General features: G+C 63.7%; 15 protein-coding genes. 10 read left to right on the top strand and 5 right to left on the bottom strand.

The features are described 5' to 3' along the window. Window positions 1–147 precede the first annotated feature (147 nt). Both glk and eda read left to right on the top strand, forming a co-directional pair. A complete protein-coding gene (gene glk, locus AAA969_RS01405) occupies window positions 148–1128 on the top strand; it encodes a glucokinase (protein WP_338242813.1) in 981 nt (326 codons plus the stop codon). Then, on the top strand, window positions 1125–1754 hold the full coding sequence (gene eda, locus AAA969_RS01410) for a bifunctional 4-hydroxy-2-oxoglutarate aldolase/2-dehydro-3-deoxy-phosphogluconate aldolase (protein ID WP_338242816.1): 630 nt from the start codon (window positions 1125–1127) through the stop codon (window positions 1752–1754). The genes glk and eda overlap by 4 nt, the downstream gene beginning before the upstream one ends. Before the next feature lie 85 nt (window positions 1755–1839). Here eda and AAA969_RS01415 read toward each other — a convergent pair whose 3' ends face one another. From AAA969_RS01415 to AAA969_RS01425, 3 genes are all read right to left on the bottom strand, one after another. Then, window positions 1840–3465 carry a sodium:solute symporter family transporter gene (locus AAA969_RS01415; protein ID WP_338242818.1) on the bottom strand — a complete coding sequence of 542 codons (1626 nt, stop codon included), beginning with the start codon at window positions 3463–3465 and terminating at the stop codon, window positions 1840–1842. Between the two features lie 85 nt (window positions 3466–3550). After that, complete coding sequence (locus AAA969_RS01420; RefSeq protein WP_338242820.1) at window positions 3551–4807, bottom strand: glutamate-5-semialdehyde dehydrogenase; 1257 nt, start codon at window positions 4805–4807, stop codon at window positions 3551–3553. Window positions 4808–4854: 47 nt separating this feature from the next. Beyond that, the gene (locus tag AAA969_RS01425; protein WP_338242824.1) at window positions 4855–5634 is read right to left on the bottom strand and encodes a pyrroline-5-carboxylate reductase; all 780 of its coding nucleotides are present in this window, start codon (window positions 5632–5634) and stop codon (window positions 4855–4857) included. Window positions 5635–5956: 322 nt separating this feature from the next. Between AAA969_RS01425 and proB the strand changes: the two genes are divergently transcribed. Both proB and AAA969_RS01435 read left to right on the top strand, forming a co-directional pair. Next, complete coding sequence (gene proB, locus AAA969_RS01430) at window positions 5957–7114, top strand: glutamate 5-kinase (protein ID WP_338242828.1); 1158 nt, start codon at window positions 5957–5959, stop codon at window positions 7112–7114. Between the two features lie 170 nt (window positions 7115–7284). Further along, window positions 7285–8202, top strand: coding sequence for an acyl-CoA thioesterase (locus tag AAA969_RS01435; RefSeq protein WP_338242830.1), 918 nt, complete (start codon window positions 7285–7287; stop codon window positions 8200–8202). 6 nt (window positions 8203–8208) lie between these two features. Here the strand turns inward: AAA969_RS01435 and AAA969_RS01440 are convergent, their stop codons facing one another. Both AAA969_RS01440 and AAA969_RS01445 read right to left on the bottom strand, forming a co-directional pair. Further along, window positions 8209–8778 (bottom strand): carboxymuconolactone decarboxylase family protein, encoded by a 570-nt coding sequence (locus AAA969_RS01440; protein ID WP_338242832.1) that lies wholly within the window; start codon window positions 8776–8778, stop codon window positions 8209–8211. Window positions 8779–8782: 4 nt separating this feature from the next. After that, the gene (locus AAA969_RS01445) at window positions 8783–9955 is read right to left on the bottom strand and encodes an acetyl-CoA C-acyltransferase (RefSeq protein WP_338242836.1); all 1173 of its coding nucleotides are present in this window, start codon (window positions 9953–9955) and stop codon (window positions 8783–8785) included. 499 nt (window positions 9956–10454) lie between these two features. Here AAA969_RS01445 and AAA969_RS01450 point away from each other — a divergent pair, with 499 nt between their 5' ends. The 6 genes from AAA969_RS01450 to AAA969_RS01475 are packed head-to-tail and all read left to right on the top strand — an operon-like array spanning window position 10455 to window position 17216. After that, entirely contained in the window at window positions 10455–11957 is a 1503-nt protein-coding gene (locus AAA969_RS01450; RefSeq protein WP_338242839.1) for an MFS transporter, read from the top strand. Window positions 11958–11981: 24 nt separating this feature from the next. Then, window positions 11982–13139 carry a thiolase domain-containing protein gene (locus AAA969_RS01455; RefSeq protein ID WP_338242842.1) on the top strand — a complete coding sequence of 386 codons (1158 nt, stop codon included), beginning with the start codon at window positions 11982–11984 and terminating at the stop codon, window positions 13137–13139. Then, on the top strand, window positions 13136–13546 hold the full coding sequence (locus AAA969_RS01460; RefSeq protein WP_047161415.1) for a Zn-ribbon domain-containing OB-fold protein: 411 nt from the start codon (window positions 13136–13138) through the stop codon (window positions 13544–13546). Before AAA969_RS01455 ends, AAA969_RS01460 begins: the two co-directional genes overlap by 4 nt. A gap of 2 nt (window positions 13547–13548) precedes the next feature. After that, a complete protein-coding gene (locus AAA969_RS01465) occupies window positions 13549–14757 on the top strand; it encodes an acyl-CoA dehydrogenase family protein (protein WP_338242847.1) in 1209 nt (402 codons plus the stop codon). Between the two features lie 18 nt (window positions 14758–14775). After that, the gene (locus AAA969_RS01470) at window positions 14776–15888 is read left to right on the top strand and encodes an acyl-CoA dehydrogenase family protein (RefSeq protein ID WP_338242850.1); all 1113 of its coding nucleotides are present in this window, start codon (window positions 14776–14778) and stop codon (window positions 15886–15888) included. A gap of 38 nt (window positions 15889–15926) precedes the next feature. Then, window positions 15927–17216: an MFS transporter gene (locus AAA969_RS01475; RefSeq protein WP_338242852.1), complete on the top strand. Its 1290-nt coding sequence runs from the start codon at window positions 15927–15929 to the stop codon at window positions 17214–17216. The last annotated feature ends 9 nt before the right edge of the window (window positions 17217–17225 follow it).

The raw sequence follows: 17225 nt of genomic DNA on the forward strand, positions 1-17225 counted from the left end.
GATGCGATCGGCGGTCGGGCTGAAACCGGAGTCTATGTTAGGGGTAACATTTGTCGTATAGAGTGTCCGACTGGGGATGATGACCCGCAGGTTCGATGCCTGGGGTTTCGTACTCAAACGGCAATCGAGAAGCGGAACCTACCGGGTATGAGCCAGGAATCGAGCTATCTGGTCGCCGATATCGGCGGCACGAATGCCCGTTTCGCGATCGCGCGCGGCAGCGTGGCGTGCGGCTTCGATCTCGACCAGGTCCGGCGACTGAAGAATGAGGACTTCGAGCATCTTCGCGATGCCGCGATGGCCTATCTGCAGAGCTGTGAAGGCGCTTGTCCGACCCGTGCCTGCTTCGCCGTTGCCTCGCCCATCCGGGCCGGCCGGGTCCAGCTGACCAATGCGACGTGGAGCTTCCGGCCCGACGAACTCGGCGGTGAGCTGGGCATGGAGACGCTGATCGCGGTCAATGATTTCGAGGCACAGGCCCGCGGCGCGCCGCTGACTCCGGCTGCCGACATTGCCGAGATCGCCGCCGGTCGCCCGATCAAGAATACGCCCATCGCCGTTCTGGGGCCTGGGACCGGGCTTGGGCTCGGCTTGCTGATCCCGGATGGCGACACTCTCAAAGTGGTCGCGACAGAGGGTGGCCATGCCGGGTTTGCACCGCGTACGGATCTGGAAATCGAGGTCGGCCGCATTCTGGCCCGGGAATATGGCTTCGTGTCATGGGAGCGGATCCTGTCGGGGCGTGGCCTGGTCAACATCCATCGCGCCCTGTGCCAGATCGAAGGCAAGGCCTGGACCGGGGATCGGCCGGAGGAGATCACCCGTGACGCCCTCGCCGAGCCCGGCTCGATGGGCGCTCGCGTGGTCGACTTCTTCTACGCCGCCCTCGGCGGTTACGCCGGAGATGTCGCGGTTCTGGCGGGCGCGCGGGCCGGGATCTATCTCGGCGGTGGTATCCTGCCGCGTATACAGACGCTGCTCGAGACGAGCCCGTTCAGGTCGCGTTTCCTTGGCCGCGGACCGATGTCCGGCTATGTGTCCGATATACCCATTCACCTCATCCAGTCTGACGGTGCCGCCCTGCGCGGCGCTGCAGCCCTGGCCGAACAGGGGGCTTCCACCTCATGATCATCACGCTTGAAACCCTCGTTCGCGCCGCCAGCGTCATCCCGGTCCTGACGGTTGGCGAGGTCGAGAAAGCCGCGCCTCTGGCGCGCGCCCTCAAGGCCGGCGGGCTGACCGTTGTCGAGATGACCCTGCGGACCCCGGCGGCGCTTGATGTGCTGACAGCCATGAAGCAGGCCGAGCCGGACATGATCATCGGCATGGGCACAATCCGCACGCCGGAACAGGTCGCCGCGAGCATGCGGGCCGGTGCGGATTTCCTGGTCTCGCCGGGACTATCACCGGAACTCATTCCGGCGCTGCTGGCCTGTGGCCTCCCTGTTCTGCCCGGGGTTGCGACTGCCAGTGAGGCGATGAGTGCGGTCGAGGCGGGCTTCGAAGTGCTCAAGTTTTTCCCGGCCGAGCAGGCCGGTGGGCGCGCCTATCTCAAGTCGATCGCCGGGCCCCTGCCCGATATCCGCTTCTGCCCGACCGGCTCGATCACCCGCGAGATGGCGCCGGACTATCTGGCCCTGCCCAATGTGGTGTGTGTTGGCGGCTCCTGGATTGCGACCGGGGCGATGATCGAGGCGGGTGACTGGGCGACGATCACCGCCAATGCCGCCGCTGCGTCCGCCATGAAGCCCTGACTATCGAGGACAGGTTTTACGGGCGAGAAAAAAAGGCGGCGACCCGATCGGTCGCCGCCTTCTTTTGTCCGGGTCGATATCCCGATTATCCGGCTTTGACGCGCTTGCGCATCTCGTCGAAATAATCGGTGACTTCCGGGCCCGGCTTGGCCGTCGCCTTGGAGACGACGTACAGCGTCACCAGGCAGACGATGAAGCCCGGCACGATCTCGTACATCACGCCCGAGAGCTGGAGGCCGTAGATCCAGACCAGCACCGTCACTGCACCGGCAATCATGCCGGCCAGAGCGCCCAGACGGGTCATGCCACGCCAGAACAGGCTGGCCAGGATAACCGGGCCAAAGGCGGCCCCGAAACCGGCCCACGCGTTCGACACCAGGCCGAGAATGTTGGAGTTCGGATTGAAAGCCAGTCCGATCGCAACCAGTGAAACCGCGAGAACGGAGAGACGGCCCACCAGCACCAGCTCCTTCTGGCTAGCCCCGCGTCGCAGGAAGATCTTGTAGAAATCCTCCGTCAGCGAACTCGATGAGACCAGCAGCTGGGACGAGATCGTACTCATGATCGCCGCGAGGATGGCGGCGAGCAGGAAGCCGGCGATATAGGGGTGGAAGATCACCTGGGAGAGCAGGATGAAGATCGTCTCCTGGTCGCTCAGCACCACGTCGCCATCGGCGAAGGCGCCGGTCGTATCGATATTCTCGAGCTCGCCCATCGTCGTGGTGGCGTCGGTTGGGGCGTCAACGACTTGCGCGACATGCAGGCCTTCCGCGGTCTGGATACCCTGGCTTTTCACATAGGCGAGGCCCGCTGCACCGGTCAGCACGGCACCGATCACGGTGATCAGCATCCAGCTCATGCCGATACGGCGCATGACCTTGACGTCCTTGAGGGACTTCACGGCCATGAAGCGCACGATGATGTGCGGCTGGCCGAAATAGCCCAGACCCCAGGCCATGGTCGAGATGATGCCGACAATCGCCAGCCCCAGACTCTCCTGCGGGATCATCGAGAGATAGGGTTTGTCCCAGCCGTTGACGTCGACGCTCAGCGTGCTGAGCGCGTCGATTGTCGGACCGAAGCCACCCAGCTGCATGATCGTTACGACCGGCACCAGGATGAGGGCGACGAACATGATCACGCCTTGAACGAAGTCCGTCAGGCTGACAGCGAGGAAGCCGCCGAACAGGGTGTAAGCCACGACCACACCGGCCGTCACGAACAGGCCGATCTGGTAGTTCAGGCCAAAGGAGGCCTCGAACAGCTTGCCGCCGGCAACCACACCCGCCGAGGTGTAGATGGTGAAGAAGATCACGATCACGATGGCCGAGATGACGCGCAGCATGCGCGAACGGTCGCCGAAGCGTTTCTCGAAATAGTCCGGGATGGTGATCGCGTCGTCCGCGACCTCGGTGTAGACCCGCAATCGAGGCGCCACGAGCTTGTAGTTGAGGTAGGCACCGATCATCAGGCCGATGGCGATCCAGCTTTCCGACATGCCGGTGAGCAGGATGGCGCCGGGCAAGCCCATCAGCATCCAGCCGGACATGTCCGAAGCGCCGGCGGAAAGTGCGGCGACCGCGGGGTGCAACTGGCGTCCGCCCAGCATGTAGCCGGACACGTCATCGGTGGACTTGCGATAGGCGTAGAGCCCGATCGCCATCATCAGGATGAAGTAGAGCGCCAAAGAGATAAGAGCTTCAATATCCATGGACTTGCCTTGGGTTCAGCGAAACGGAAGGTGGAAGATTGAGGTGTTCGGCGTGCGGCTCAAGGCCAGCAGCAACCCGCGCCGGTCAGGGACGCGTCTGCCCCTCGCCATGCACCAGGTATTTGAATGAGGTGAGTTGCTCCAGGCCGACCGGGCCGCGGGCGTGCATCTTGCCCGTGGCGATACCGATCTCAGCGCCCATCCCGAACTCTCCGCCATCGGAGAATTGGGTCGAGGCATTATGCATGACCACCGCGCTGTCGATGATCGACAGGAAACAGCTCGCGGCATCAAGGTTCTCGGTGATGATGGCGTCGGTGTGGGCCGATGAGTGGGCTGCGACGTGGTTGATGCCTGCCTCGAGACCGTCGACGATCTTCACCGACAGGCAGGCGTCGAGATACTCGGTGTCCCAGTCGGCGTCCTCGGCCGGCTTGATGCGCGGCTCGATCGCGACCGCAGCCTCGTCTCCACGGAATTCGCACGCTGTCATGCGGTCGAGCAGGCGGGGCAGGAGTTCAGTGGCGACGGCCTCGTCGATGACAAGGCTCTCGGTCGCACCGCAAACGCCGGTGCGACGCAGCTTGGCGTTCTCGATGATGGCGACCGCCTTGTCGAGATCGGCTCCAGCGTGGACGTAGGTGTGGCAATTGCCGTCCAGGTGCAGGAGCGTGGGGACGCGCGCCTGGTCGCGAACCAGCGAGACCAGGCCCTTGCCGCCGCGCGGGATTACGAGATCGACGAATTCGGTGCATTGCAGGAGGTGCTGGACCGCGGCGCGATTGGAGGTGTCGATCATCTGGATGGACTCGTCCGGCAGGTCCGCTTCGCGCAGGCCTTCCTTCATGCACTCGACGATAATGCGGGTCGAGTTCAGGCTTTCCGAGCCGCCGCGCAGGATCACGGCATTACCGGATTTCAGGCACAGGGCCCCGGCGTCAGCGCCGACATTGGGGCGGGACTCGTAAATCATCCCGATCACGCCGAGTGGTACGGCGACGCGCTCGATGCGCAGGCCGTTGGGCCGATCAATCTCCGCCAGGATGCGACCAACCGGGTCGGGCAGGGTGGCAATCGATTCAATCGCGCGCGCCATGCCTTCGACGCGCTCGCAATCGAGCATCAGGCGATCAATGAAGGCATCGGGCTTGCCCGCCTCGCGCACGCTGTCGACATCGATGCGGTTAGCCTCGAGCAGGTCGTTCGCCCGCATGCGCAGGGCTGCGGCAGCGGCGATCAGGGCCGCATTCTTGCGCTCCGTGGACGCTGTCGCGAGAACGCGTGAGGCGGCACGGGCCTGGCGGCCGAGTTGTTCGATATAGGCTTGCATACGATCTGACATGGGTTCCTTGGGGGCTTGAGTGTTGTGGAGAAGCGGACGCAGGGCAACTAGCGAAGTTCGACCGCTCGGTCATAGGCCGCGCGGGTGGTGTCGAGCAGCAGCTGATCGAGAAGGCCGTCCCGGCGCAGGGCATTGATCCCAGCCTCGGTCGTGCCTTTCTTGCTCATCACCGAATTCCGCAGCTCGGCAACATCCTCGTCCGAGCGGGTCGCCATTTCGATGGCGCCGCCAAGCGTCTCCAGGACCAGCTTGCGGGCGGTCTCCTTGGAAAAGCCGAGCGCCTGCGCAGCGGCGATATAGCTGCGAGTGATTTCGAAGACATAGCCGGGCCCGCTGCCGGCGACGGCGGTCAGGCGGTCGAGCTCGTCTTCGTCGTCAAGCCAGATCGCGGTGCCGGTGGTCTTCGCCAGCTGGTCTGCGAGTTCGCGGTGACGGGTCTCACAGGCGGTATTGGCGTAGAGCCCGTTGACGCTGCGCCCGATCAGCGCGGGAAGGTTGGGCATGATCCGGATGATCGGCTTGTCGCCGACAAGTCCGGCAAGGGACGCCGCAGAATAGCCCGCGGCAATCGAGACGTAACAGCCATTTTCGGCCAGCAGGCCCGTATAGGCCGGCAGGACCTCGGCGATCTGCTGTGGCTTGACTGCGATGATGATCGCATCGAAGCGGCGGCCGGCAAGGGCGTCGACACTGGCGGCGTGTTCGGTGCCCGGCGGCAGCGCGCGACCACTCCGGTTCACGGCCGTGAACCGGGCCGGCATGGCATCGAGCCATCGCCGCAGCATCGCGCCACCCATCTTTCCGCATCCTACCAGCAGTATGTCCATGCCTAGCCTGCTCCGTCTTCAGGGCGTGGCGCCGGACCGGCGATCCCTCATCCCACATGAAAATGCCCGATCCGCCGTAGCGTCTCGAGCCTGTTTCTGGGGTATATAGCAACAACAATTTCGAGTTCAAATTATATATGCGGTTGTGTCTTCGGAGCCGAAAGGTCAGCGCCGCATAGAAAAATAAGACAATTAGGTCCCGATTAACGGCTTTCAGAGAGCATTTGCTCCAAGAATGGGGTTGAAAAATTTCGAATGCTAAATATTTTGCCCGCAGGTTTTGCGCTGCACCAAAAGTTGGCGCGCTATCCAGGAGAACCGTGTGAGCCAGCGTAAACGCATCGTCGTCAAGATCGGGTCCAGCCTGTTGGCCAATGACCGCCGGCTGACCCTCCGCTATGCCTTCATGAACGAGTTGCTGGCCGACATCGCGCGGCTCCGTGACGAGGGGTATGATGTTGTCCTGGCCTCTTCTGGCGCTGTCGCGCTGGGCCTGAATGCCATGCAGACCTCCCCCGAGGATGCCGGCGTGCTCGACAAGCAGGCCGCCGCGGCCTGTGGCCAGCCGCTGCTTCTCAACGCCTACAAGCAGGTCGCCCACGAGCACGGCTTTGATATCGCCCAGATTCTGGTGACGCTGGAAGATCTCGAGGAGCGCCGCCGCTTCCTCAACACAAAGAACACCATTCAGCGTCTGTTCGAGCGCGGCATGATGCCGATCGTCAATGAGAACGACACCGTGACGACCGAGGAAATCCGGGTCGGCGACAATGACCGCCTGGCCGCCAAGGTGGCGCAGATGATCCAGGCCGATCATCTTGTCATCCTGACCAGTATTGATGGCCTTTATGATCGCGATCCCTCGGATCCGGAAGCGCAATTCGTCGACACGATCGAGGATGTCACCGAGTATCTCGAAGTCACTTCGGGTACGAGCTCGCTCGGCTCGGGTGGCATGTTGACCAAGATCCAGGCCGCAAACCTGGCCCAGAATGCCGGGTGCACCACGCTGATCGCCGAGGGTAGGATTGACCGTCCGGTTTCGGCCGTGCTGAGCGGCGAGCGTCGCCACACCAAGTGCGTCGCCAAGGGCACGCCGGCCTCGTCGTGGGCGGTCTGGCTGACCAACCGCCTGCACCGCGCCGGCGGTCTTGTGATCACCGACGAGGCAGCCGAGGCACTGGCCACCAGCACCAGCGGCCTCAGCCGCGACTATGTCGTGAAGATCCATGGCGACTTTACCAAGGGCGATGTGCTGCACGTCTATTCGGAAAGCGGTGACGAGATCGCTCGCGGCCTGACCAATTTCTCGTCGGACGAGACCATGATGCTGGCCCGTCACACCGACCAGGACGTCAAGGCGTTGCTGGGCTATCAAGCCCGGCCGGAGATTGTGAACCGGGACAATATGGTCATGCTGGACCATCAGCATCTACCCTGGGATGCGCCGACCCAGTCCCTGCGTCTGGTCGCGTCCTGACGCCCGGCCGCATAGCGGCGTCAATCAGACTTGAATGACAGAAGCCGGCTCCATCGGAGCCGGCTTCGCCTTGCCCGGGGTGCCTCTGCAAGGCACCGTACCGGAAGCTGGAATTTTGTGCAGACGCGGTCCACACTTGCTGTCCTGCACAATAAAATCGAGGGGCCATCATGGACGGGGCTGACAAGACGCAAGACGAAGCCAAGGCGCGCCGGGTGTATACACCCGCCGAGTTGGCGGCCGGTCTGGTCCATCTGCTGGATGTCGAGGAGATTGATGTCGACCTTTATCGCGGCCGCCGCAATCCGGGCGGCCGGGGTCGGGTGTTTGGCGGCCAGGTCATCGCCCAGGCGCTGACGGCGGCCGTTGCCTCGGTCGATACTGATCGCCAAATCCACTCCCTGCACGCCTATTTCATGCGGCCGGGCGATGAGGACTTTCCGATTGTCTACCGTGTCGAGCGCGATTACGACGGTGGCAGTTTCTCGAACCGGCGCGTCATCGCCATGCAGCGCGGCAAGCCGATCCTGAACATGACGGCATCCTTCCATCGGACCGAGACCGGGCTGTCTCACCAGGTCGATCTCGGTGATGTCCCGTCGCCTGATGATCTGCCAACCGAGGTCGAGCTTCTGCGCCGGATGAAGGACCAGGTGCCCGAACCCTTCTACCGGTTCATGACCCGTCCGCGGCCGATCGAGATGCGTCCCGTCGACCCCTGGTCGCCGGTCGATCCACGCAAGCGCGAGCCCAAGCGGCAGATCTGGATCCGCTGCACCGATCTGCAGAGCGATAACCAGGTCATGCATCGCGCCGTGCTCGCCTTTGCCTCCGACATGGCGCTCCTGAGCACCTGCATGCAGCCGCACGGGGTCAGCTGGATCACGCAGAAGATGCAGTCGGCCAGCCTCGATCACGCGGTCTGGTTCCATGATGATGTCGATATGAGTGACTGGCTGCTTTACGACACGGACAGTCCGTGGTCGGGCGGCGCACGCGGCTTCAACCGCGGCCAGTTGTTCAATCGGGACGGCAAGCTGGTGGCATCAACGGCCCAGGAGGGTCTGATCCGTCTGCGCAACGACTAGGGTCGTCTAGCCGCGCCGGTCAAGATCCGGATCGAGGGTCTGTCCCTTGTCGAGCTGGACGCCGAACGTGTTCAGCATCATTGAGACCTGAGTGTACTGGCCGACGGTGAACACCAGGTCCATGCGCTGTTTTTCGGTCAGGAAGGCCAAGTCCGCCCAGCGGGCTTCGTTGACGAAGTGGTCGCCGACAAGATCATCGGTGGCCCGGATCAGGGCGGCGTCTTCGGCTGACCAGCCCGGGGCATCGGCGCCGGTCTTGATGGCTTCGACCTCGGCTTCGGTCAGGCCTGCGCGCAGGCCTATCTCGACATGCTGGGTCCACTCATAGCCGGACCCGCACAGATAGCCGGTCCGCAGAATGATGAGCTCGCGCTCACGCGGTGCGAGATCATTCTTGTCGGACAGGACATAGCCGCCCCAGACATTGAACCGTTTCAACGCCTTCGGGGCGCGGGCCAGGGTCTTGAAGATATTGATCACCCAGCCTGTTTTGAGAAACGGCCCGAGCGCCTCGCGCTGGTCTTCGGTCAGATTATCGAGATCGACCGGATCAATGCGCGGGGCGCCCAGCCGCATCGGACTACAGGACCTCGAACAGGCCGGCAGCGCCCATGCCGCCACCGACACACATGGTGACGATCACGTATTTGGCGCCCCGACGCTTGCCCTCGATGAGGGCGTGGCCGACCATGCGGGCACCGGACATGCCATAGGGGTGGCCGATCGAGATGGCGCCGCCATTGACGTTCAGCTTGTCGGCCGGAATGCCGAGGCGGTCGGCGCAGTAGAGAACCTGAACGGCGAACGCTTCATTGAGTTCCCACAGGCCGATATCGTCGGCCTTGAGGCCGAAGCGCTCGAGCAGTTTCGGCACGGCGAAGACTGGGCCGATACCCATTTCGTCCGGCTCGGTGCCGGCGACGGCCATGCCCATATAGCGACCGAGCGGGGCGAGGCCGCGCTTGGCCGCGACTTCCGCTTCCATGACGACACAGGCCGAGGCCCCGTCGGAGAGCTGGCTGGCATTGCCGGCGGTGATGGTGCCGCCTTCGATCACCGGCTTCAGGCTCTGCAGGCCGGCCAGGTCGGTGCTGGGGCGGTTGCCTTCGTCCTTCTGCAGGAAGGCTTCCTCATGGGAGGCTTCACCGGTCTCCTTGTTGATGACGATCTTCGTCGACTTCATCGGCACAATTTCGTCGTCGAACTTGCCGGCGTCCTGGGCCGCGGCGGTGCGCTGCTGCGACTGCAGGCCGTACTCGTCCATGCGGTCGCGCGAAATGCCATAGCGGCTGGCGACGATCTCGGCCGTCTGCAGCATCGGCATGTAGATGTCCTTGTGCATCGCGACCAGTTCCGGGTCAGGCTGCACGCGCATTTCCTTGGTCTGGACCATCGAGATCGATTCGACGCCACCGGCCACGACCACGTCCATGCGGTCGACAATGACCTGCTTGGCGGCGGTGGCGATGGTCATCAGGCCGGACGAGCACTGGCGGTCCATCGACTGACCGGCCACAGTGACCGGCAGGCCCGCGCGCAGCGCGGCGGTGCGGCCGATCGTGTGCTGGACACCCTGCTGCAGGGCGGCGCCGATGATCACGTCCTGGATTTCAGCCGGATCGACCTGGGAGCGCTCGACAGCCGCCTTGATGGCATGGCCGCACAGGGTCGGCGACGGGGTGGCATTGAAGGCGCCGCGATAGGCCTTGCCGATCGGGGTGCGGGCGGTGGAAACGATGACGGCATCACGCATGAGTGTTTCTCTTTTCTGTCGGCAAACGGAGCTTGCGGGAAGGATTGACGGGCATGTCGGTCGGGCAGGGTGGCGCGGTGGTTGCGGTCGCTTCGAAGACCCGGCCTGTCGGGCCGGGGTGCGACCATCGCGGTCGGGTGCGCGCCGGGTTTTCCCTTTCTGTCGAAGGATTGTGCCGCAGTTTTAGTCGCCTGCACGGGTGTGGGGCAAGAGGAAACCGGACCGTTTCCTCAAATTTGGGCAGTCATGTTCAAATTTCGGATGGTCGCCATTCAAAAGCGTCTGTTATTTCTCGCTCTTGTTGCTTTTCAAAAAGCAGGTATGCTCATACCGATAACATGAAAGGGCGGTGTCAAAGACGCTCCCAAAGCCCCGCAGTCAGTCATCAGGACAGGCTATCCGGCCCGGGACTGCGGGCCAAGGGGTTTGGTGGCGATCGGCGGCAAACGGCTGACACGATTGGGCAGACGCCAACAAGGCGCGCCTTCCGGGAGGATAAATGACTGACACCGCTTCGCCGGGTGGCCCGGCGGCTGCGCCGCCGCCGCTGAAATATGTCACCAAGCTGCTCTATGGCGTCGGCTCGATGGCTTACGGGGTCAAGGATGTCGCCTTCCGGGCCTACCTCCTGTGGTACTATAATTACGTGATTGGCGCCGATGCCGCGCTGGTCTCGCTGGCGATTCTGGTGGCGCTGGTCTTTGACGCGGTGTCCGACCCGATTGTCGGACAGATCTCCGACAGCTTGCGGACCCGGTGGGGGCGTCGGCATCCGCTGATGTATCTGTCTGCCATTCCGGCTGCCGCGTCCTTCTTCTTCCTGTGGCATCCACCGTCAGGGCTCGCGGGCTGGGATCTCTTCTTCTACCTGGCGATCCTCTCCTCGGCCGTGCGGACCTTCATCACGCTATATGAGATTCCGAGCTCGGCCTTGGCGCCGGAATTGTCGACCAGCTATGACGACCGCACCTCGATTGCCAGCTACCGCTATTTCTTCGGCTATCTGGGCGGGATCGGCATGTCGGTCCTGGCCCTGTGGATCTGGCTTGCGCCAACGGAGGCGTACCCGATCGGCCAACTCAATCCGGCCGGTTACTACACCTTTGGCCTGGTCGGCTCCCTCCTGATGTTCGCGACGGTGATGATTTCGACCGCAGGCACGCATCACCGCATCAAATACCTGCGCAAACTGCCGCCGCCTCAGCGCCGAAATCCGTTCGAGACCCTGATGCTGATGGGGCGGACTTTCGGCAGCAAGGCCTTCCTCGCGATCCTCGGCTTCGGCGTGCTCAAATACACCGCGATCGGCATGGCCTCCGCCCTCTCGCTTTATTTCGGCACGCTGTTCTGGGGCTTCAACGCCTTCGATCTGGGGATCATCGCCGCTGAACCGCTGATCGGTGCCCTCCTGGCGCTGATCTTCGCGCCGATCATTTCCAAGCAACTGGGCAAGCGTAATGCGGCCTTCGTGCTGTCCATCACGGCGGTTGTTTTCGGTCTGGCCCCCTTCGTCCTGCGTCTGAATGGATGGTTCTTCGAGAATGGCGATCCGTGGCTGCTGCCGACCCTCTTCATCATTCTCGCTGTCTATTCCGCGTGCGCGATTTCCTCGGCCATTCTCGTCCACGCCATGCTGGGCGATGTGATCGACGCCAGCCAGCTCAAGACCGGGCGGCGGGCCGAGGGGCTGTTCTACGCGGCCAATAGTTTCATGCAGAAATGCGTGACGGGCCTCGGCCTGATGGTGGCGGGTATCCTGCTGACGATTGTCGACCTGCCCGAGCGGGCCCAGCCCGCTGATGTTGACCCGGCCTCGGTTGACCTTCTGGCCATTCTTTACGTGCCCAGCGTGGCCTTCCTTTACATCGCCGGTGCGGGCTTCCTGTATTTCTACCGCATCGATCGCTCCAGCCATGAGGCCAATCTGGCTGCCCTGAAGCGGCAGGAAGAGGCCGCGCTCGACGCCGGCAAGACGATTCAAAACCCGGGGGTCCAACCGTGACGGCCACCGTATTCGGGAGTTTCCATGAGTTTGCGTAACACTGCCTGCATCGCCGGCGCCTTCGAGCATCCCACCCGGCTCGCGCCGGATATGACGACGCCGCAACTGCATGCCGAGTGTGCGGCCGGCGCGTTGGCCGATGCCGGTCTCACGATCCGTGAGGTCGACGGGTATTTTTGCGCCACCGACGCGCCCGGCTTCGGGCCGATCTCGATGATCGACTATCTCGGTCTCGATGTCCGCCATACCGATTCAACCGAGCTGGGCGGCTGCACCTATATCGCCCATGTTGCCCACGCGGCAGCGGCCATTGCGGCGGGCAAGTGCTCGGTTGCGCTGATCACGCTGGCCGGTCGGCCGCGCTCGGAGGCGGTCCAGCGTTTCCGTCCGGGCGCGCCGGAAGCCGCGTTCGAGCAATGGGTCGGGCTGACCAACCACACCAGCTACGGCATGTGCGCCGCGCGCCACATGCATGAGTTCGGCACCACCTCCGAGCAGCTTGCCTGGATCAAGGTCGCGGCCTCGCAGCACGCCCAGCACAATCCGCATGCCATGTTGCCCAAGGTGGTGACGGTCGAGGAGGTACTGGACAGTCCGATGATCGCGGATCCGCTGCATCGGCTCGATTGCTGCGTGACGACGGATGGGGGTGGCGCGCTGGTCGTGGTCTCGCCGGAGATCGCAAAAACGCTCAATCGTCCGGTAATCTCGCTGCTCGGCGCCGGCGAGGCGACCAAGGGGCCGTCCGGCGGTCTCGGTCTGGATCTCACCTATACCGCTGCGGCGAAGTCGGGACCGCGAGCGTTCGAGGAGGCCGGCGTCACGCCGTCCGACATCAAATACGCGTCCATCTATGACAGCTTCACCATCACGGTCCTGCTGCAGCTCGAGGATCTCGGTTTCTGTGCCAAGGGCGAGGGCGGCAGGCTCGTCGCCGACGGCGGGCTGATCTCCGGGGTCGGCAAGCTGCCCTTCAACACCGATGGCGGCGGGCTCTGCAACAATCACCCCATGTTCCGCGGTGGCATCACCAAGGTGATCGAGGCCGTCCGGCAATTGCGCGGGGAAGCCCATCCGGCGGTTCAAGTGCCCAATTGCGATCTTGCCGTGGCCACCGGCATCGGCGGTTCGCTGGGTGCCCGGCACGGCGCCGCCACTATTGTCCTGGAGCGTCAGTCATGAGCGTACGCAAGCTTCCAGCCCCGCAGCCCAATCCCGAGACCCAGGCCTTCTGGGACGGCCTCGGCGCGGGGATCCTGCGGATCAAGACCTGCGGCGACTGCCGGCAGGGCCACTACTTTCCGCGCACCATCTGCCCGCATTGCGGCTCGGCCGACACGCGCTGGCTCGATACCAGGGGCGAGGGCGCAATCTATAGCCTGTCAGTCATGCGGCGCGGCGAGGGGGCGCCCTTCGCGGTGGCCTGGGTGACGCTCGATGAGGGGCCGTCGCTGATGACCAACCTGGTCGCCGACGACCTCGATAGCCTGGCCATCGGCCAGCGTGTCCGCCTGCATCCGCAGGCCAGTGACAACACAGACGTCGGGGACGGACCATCCCTGCCCTTTTTCACCCCCAGTGGAGATTGATCATGGCGACAACCGAATTGACCCCGCCCGAGGCAAGTCAGGACGACTTCCGCAAGGAGGTTGCCGACTGGCTGGCCGCCAATTTCCCGCAGACCTTGGTCGGCAAGCAGAACCTGCTCTCCGTGGTCGAGGGGGGCGGCAATCCCGATCCCGAGGCCGATGCCTGGAAAGCGGCGATGGGTGAGAAGGGCTGGGGCACGCCGACCTGGCCGAAAGCCTATGGCGGTGGCGGTCTCGATCGCCAGCAGGCAAAAATCCTGCAGGAGGAAATGGACAAGGTCGGGGCGTGGAACCCGATCGGCGGCCTCGGCGTGATGATGCTGGCGCCGACCCTGCTGGAGTTTGCTTCCGAGGAGCAAAAGCTCCGCTACATCCCGCCGATCTGCCGCGGCGAGATCCGCTGGTGCCAGGGCTACTCGGAGCCGGGCGCCGGCTCCGACCTCGCCAGCCTGCAGACCAAGTGTGAGGACAAGGGCGATCACTGGCTGATCAATGGCCAGAAGACCTGGACCTCGGGCGGTCAGTGGGCCGACTGGTGCTTTGCCCTCGTTCGCACCGACTCCAGCAAGAAGCATGAGGGCATTTCCTTCATCCTGCTCGACATGAGATCGCCGGGAGTCGAGGTGAAGCCGATCCAGATGATTTCCGGCTCCTCGCCCTTCTGCGAGACCTTCTTCACCGATGTGAAAGTGCCCAAGGACCAGATCGTCGGCGAGATCGGCAATGGCTGGACGATTGGCAAGCGTCTGCTCCAGCACGAGCGAACCAACCTGTCCGGCGGTGGCCGGATGAGCCGCGGCGCCGGACCGTCGCTGGCCGACCTGGCCAAGCAATATGTCGGCGTAGACAGCGAGGGCCGTATCGCCGATGCCGATCTGCGCGGCCGTATCATCAAGCACGAGATGGAAGCCCGCGCCTTCCAGGCGACAGCGCGGCGGGTGACGGCGGAAGCCAAGAGCGGGTCGATCTCGCTAGCCTCCTCCATCCTCAAGAATGTCGGCGCCCGGATCACCCAGGAGCGCGCCGAGCTGACCATCGAGATCATGGGCATGAACGGCCTGGGCTGGGAGGGCGAGGGCTTCAACCCGCTTGAGCTTGGCACCACCCGCGGCTGGCTCTGGGGCAAGGCCGTGACGATCTATGGCGGCACCACCGAGATCCAGAACAATGTCGTCGCCAAACGCATCCTCGGTATGCTGGACCATCAATAGGGCTTGGGGGCGATCATCATGGCAGTCCTGAACGAAGAACAGACGATGCTGCGCGACATGGCGCGTGACTGGGCTCGCACCAAGTCGCCGGTCAAGGCCTGGCGCAAGGTCCGCAACGACGGCTCCGCAATCGGGTTTGATCCTGAGGCCTTCGCGGCCATGGCGGAGATGGGCTGGACCGGGGTCATCATCCCGGAAGCCCATGGCGGCTCGGATTTCGGTTATCTCAGCCTCGGGCTGGTGCTGGAGGAGTGCGCCAAGACGCTGACCGCCAGCCCGCTCAACGCCTCCTGCCTGGCCGCGACCAGTGCGCTCCTGCTGGGTGGTTCCGAGGCCCAGAAGTCCGCCTGGCTGCCCGGTATCGCCAGCGGCACGCTGATCGCCGCGCTCGCCGTCGATGAGGGGCCGCGCCACGATCCAGAGCGCATCGAGACCACGGCGGAACGCTCCGGCGACGGCTTTGTGCTTACGGGCACGAAAATGTTTGTCGCCGAGGGTGACAGCGCCGGCTTGCTGGTGGTTGCGGCGCGCGCGGAAGATGGCATTGGCCTCTTCCTGGTGCCGGCTGATGCCAAGGGCGTCTCGATCGCCCGTCGGAGGATGGTGGATGCGCGTTCGCATGCAGAGGTGACGCTGGACGCCGTGTCGGTCACAGCCGATTCCCGGCTCGAGGCGGGCGGTGCCGACTTGCTGGGGCAGGTTCTCGACCGGGCCCGTGCCGGTGTCGCGGCAGAAATGCTGGGGCTCGCCGTGCAGGCATTTGACGACACGCTGGCCTATCTCAAGACACGCTCGCAATTTGGCGAAATCCTGTCGCGCTTCCAGGCGCTGCAACACCGCATGGCGAACCTGTTCACCGAGATCGAGCTGATGCGCTCGGTCGTCGAGGGCGCACTCGAAGCCATTGATGCCGGCCGCGATGATATCCCGGTCCGGGTGGCGCTGGCCAAGGCGACCGCCTGCCAGACCCTGCATCTGATGTCGCGCGAACTGATCCAGTTGCATGGCGGGATCGGCATGACCGACGAGCATGATGCCGGCTTCTATCTCAAGCGGGCTCGCATTCTGGAGGCCCAATACGGAAACGGCGCCTTCCATCGAGACCGCTTCGCGCGATTGAACGGCTATTGAGCGGGCCGGCGACGCCGCCAGCACCCATCGGCCAGCCCGTGGCCGGTGTGATGGTGGCGGATGATACGCAGGAGGGGCGTGAACAGGCTTATACCGATTTCGTCGAGGATAATCTGAGGCGGAACTATATCGCCCATTTTGCCCACGGCATGTTGGGCATGACCGGTTTCCGGCTGATTTTCGCGCCGACCTTTGTGCCGGCCTATCTCTACATGCTGACCGGCTCCTCGGTCTTTGTCGGTCTCGGTCAGGCGCTGATCCAGCTCGGCGCGATCGCCTCGCCGGTCATGGGGGCCGCGCATATCGAGCATCGCCGGCTGGTCTTGCCGGCGGCGATGACGATCGGTGTGCTGATGCGTTTTCAGCTGCTCGGGCTCGCCGTTGCCGGCTGGTTCCTGACCGGCTCGGTCCTGGTGGCCGCGACCTTCTTCTTCCTGCTGTTGTTCGGCTTCTTCCTCGGATCACAGCGTGTGGCCTTCCAGGTCGTTCTCTCGAAGGTAATCCCGATCCGCATGCGGGGCCGGCTCCAGGCCTGGCGAAATATTGTCGGCGGGGCGATCGCGGCGGCCCTGTCCTGGTGGGCCGGGGCCCACCTCATCGAGAACAATGCCTTCGGCAATGGCTATGCAACGACCTTCATGGTCGCTTTCGTGCTGACCAGCCTGGGGCTGGCGGCCCTGTGGATGTTCATGCGCGAGCCGGAGAGTCCGACCGTAAAGGTCCAGATGGGCGTGATGGCCCGGATCCGGGAATTCCCGCAGCTCCTGGTCGATCGCGACTATCGCAACTTCCTGATCGCCCAGATGCTGGCGACTTCCGGCCGGATCGTGATCCCCTTCTGCATCATCTATGCAGGCCGCAAGATGGAGGTCGACGGCGCCGCTATCGGCCTGTTTTCGCTCGCCTTTCTGGGTGCCGACACCCTGACCAACCTGATCTGGGGCACGCTGGGCGATCGTTATGGCTTCCGGCTGACCTTCATCCTGACCGTGGCGACCTGGATCGTCTCCCTGGTGGTCATGATTTTCGCCGACTCACCCTGGCACTTCCTGATCGCCTTCTTCGGTCTGGGGGCGGCGGCATCGGGCTACATGATGAGTTCCACGACCCTGGTCCTCGAGTTTGGAAAGCGCGACGACATTCCGATGCGCCTCGCCTTGTCGACGACGGTTGAAACCTCGATGGCGACGGTCGGACCGATCCTCGGCGGTGTGATTGCCAGCTTTGCCGGCCTTCTGCCGGTCTTCATCATTTCACTGCTCAGTCTTGTTGCGGCGCTTGCCGTTCTCGTTTCCGCAGTACGCGAACCGCGTCATCTTAAAGTGTGAAATCATGCC

Origin of the sequence: Maricaulis maris (assembly GCF_036322705.1) — a bacterium.
Classification (GTDB): Bacteria; Pseudomonadota; Alphaproteobacteria; order Caulobacterales; family Maricaulaceae; genus Maricaulis; species Maricaulis maris_B.

Coding starts and splice junctions, on each gene's coding strand:
- glk (WP_338242813.1), top strand. CDS start 148: ATGAGCCAGGAATCGAGCTATCTGGTCGCCGATATCGGCGGCACGAAT.
- eda (WP_338242816.1), top strand. CDS start 1,125: ATGATCATCACGCTTGAAACCCTCGTTCGCGCCGCCAGCGTCATCCCG.
- AAA969_RS01415 (WP_338242818.1), bottom strand. CDS start 3,465: ATGGATATTGAAGCTCTTATCTCTTTGGCGCTCTACTTCATCCTGATG.
- AAA969_RS01420 (WP_338242820.1), bottom strand. CDS start 4,807: ATGTCAGATCGTATGCAAGCCTATATCGAACAACTCGGCCGCCAGGCC.
- AAA969_RS01425 (WP_338242824.1), bottom strand. CDS start 5,634: ATGGACATACTGCTGGTAGGATGCGGAAAGATGGGTGGCGCGATGCTG.
- AAA969_RS01435 (WP_338242830.1), top strand. CDS start 7,285: ATGGACGGGGCTGACAAGACGCAAGACGAAGCCAAGGCGCGCCGGGTG.
- AAA969_RS01440 (WP_338242832.1), bottom strand. CDS start 8,778: ATGCGGCTGGGCGCCCCGCGCATTGATCCGGTCGATCTCGATAATCTG.
- AAA969_RS01445 (WP_338242836.1), bottom strand. CDS start 9,955: ATGCGTGATGCCGTCATCGTTTCCACCGCCCGCACCCCGATCGGCAAG.
- AAA969_RS01450 (WP_338242839.1), top strand. CDS start 10,455: ATGACTGACACCGCTTCGCCGGGTGGCCCGGCGGCTGCGCCGCCGCCG.
- AAA969_RS01455 (WP_338242842.1), top strand. CDS start 11,982: ATGAGTTTGCGTAACACTGCCTGCATCGCCGGCGCCTTCGAGCATCCC.
- AAA969_RS01460 (WP_047161415.1), top strand. CDS start 13,136: ATGAGCGTACGCAAGCTTCCAGCCCCGCAGCCCAATCCCGAGACCCAG.
- AAA969_RS01465 (WP_338242847.1), top strand. CDS start 13,549: ATGGCGACAACCGAATTGACCCCGCCCGAGGCAAGTCAGGACGACTTC.
- AAA969_RS01470 (WP_338242850.1), top strand. CDS start 14,776: ATGGCAGTCCTGAACGAAGAACAGACGATGCTGCGCGACATGGCGCGT.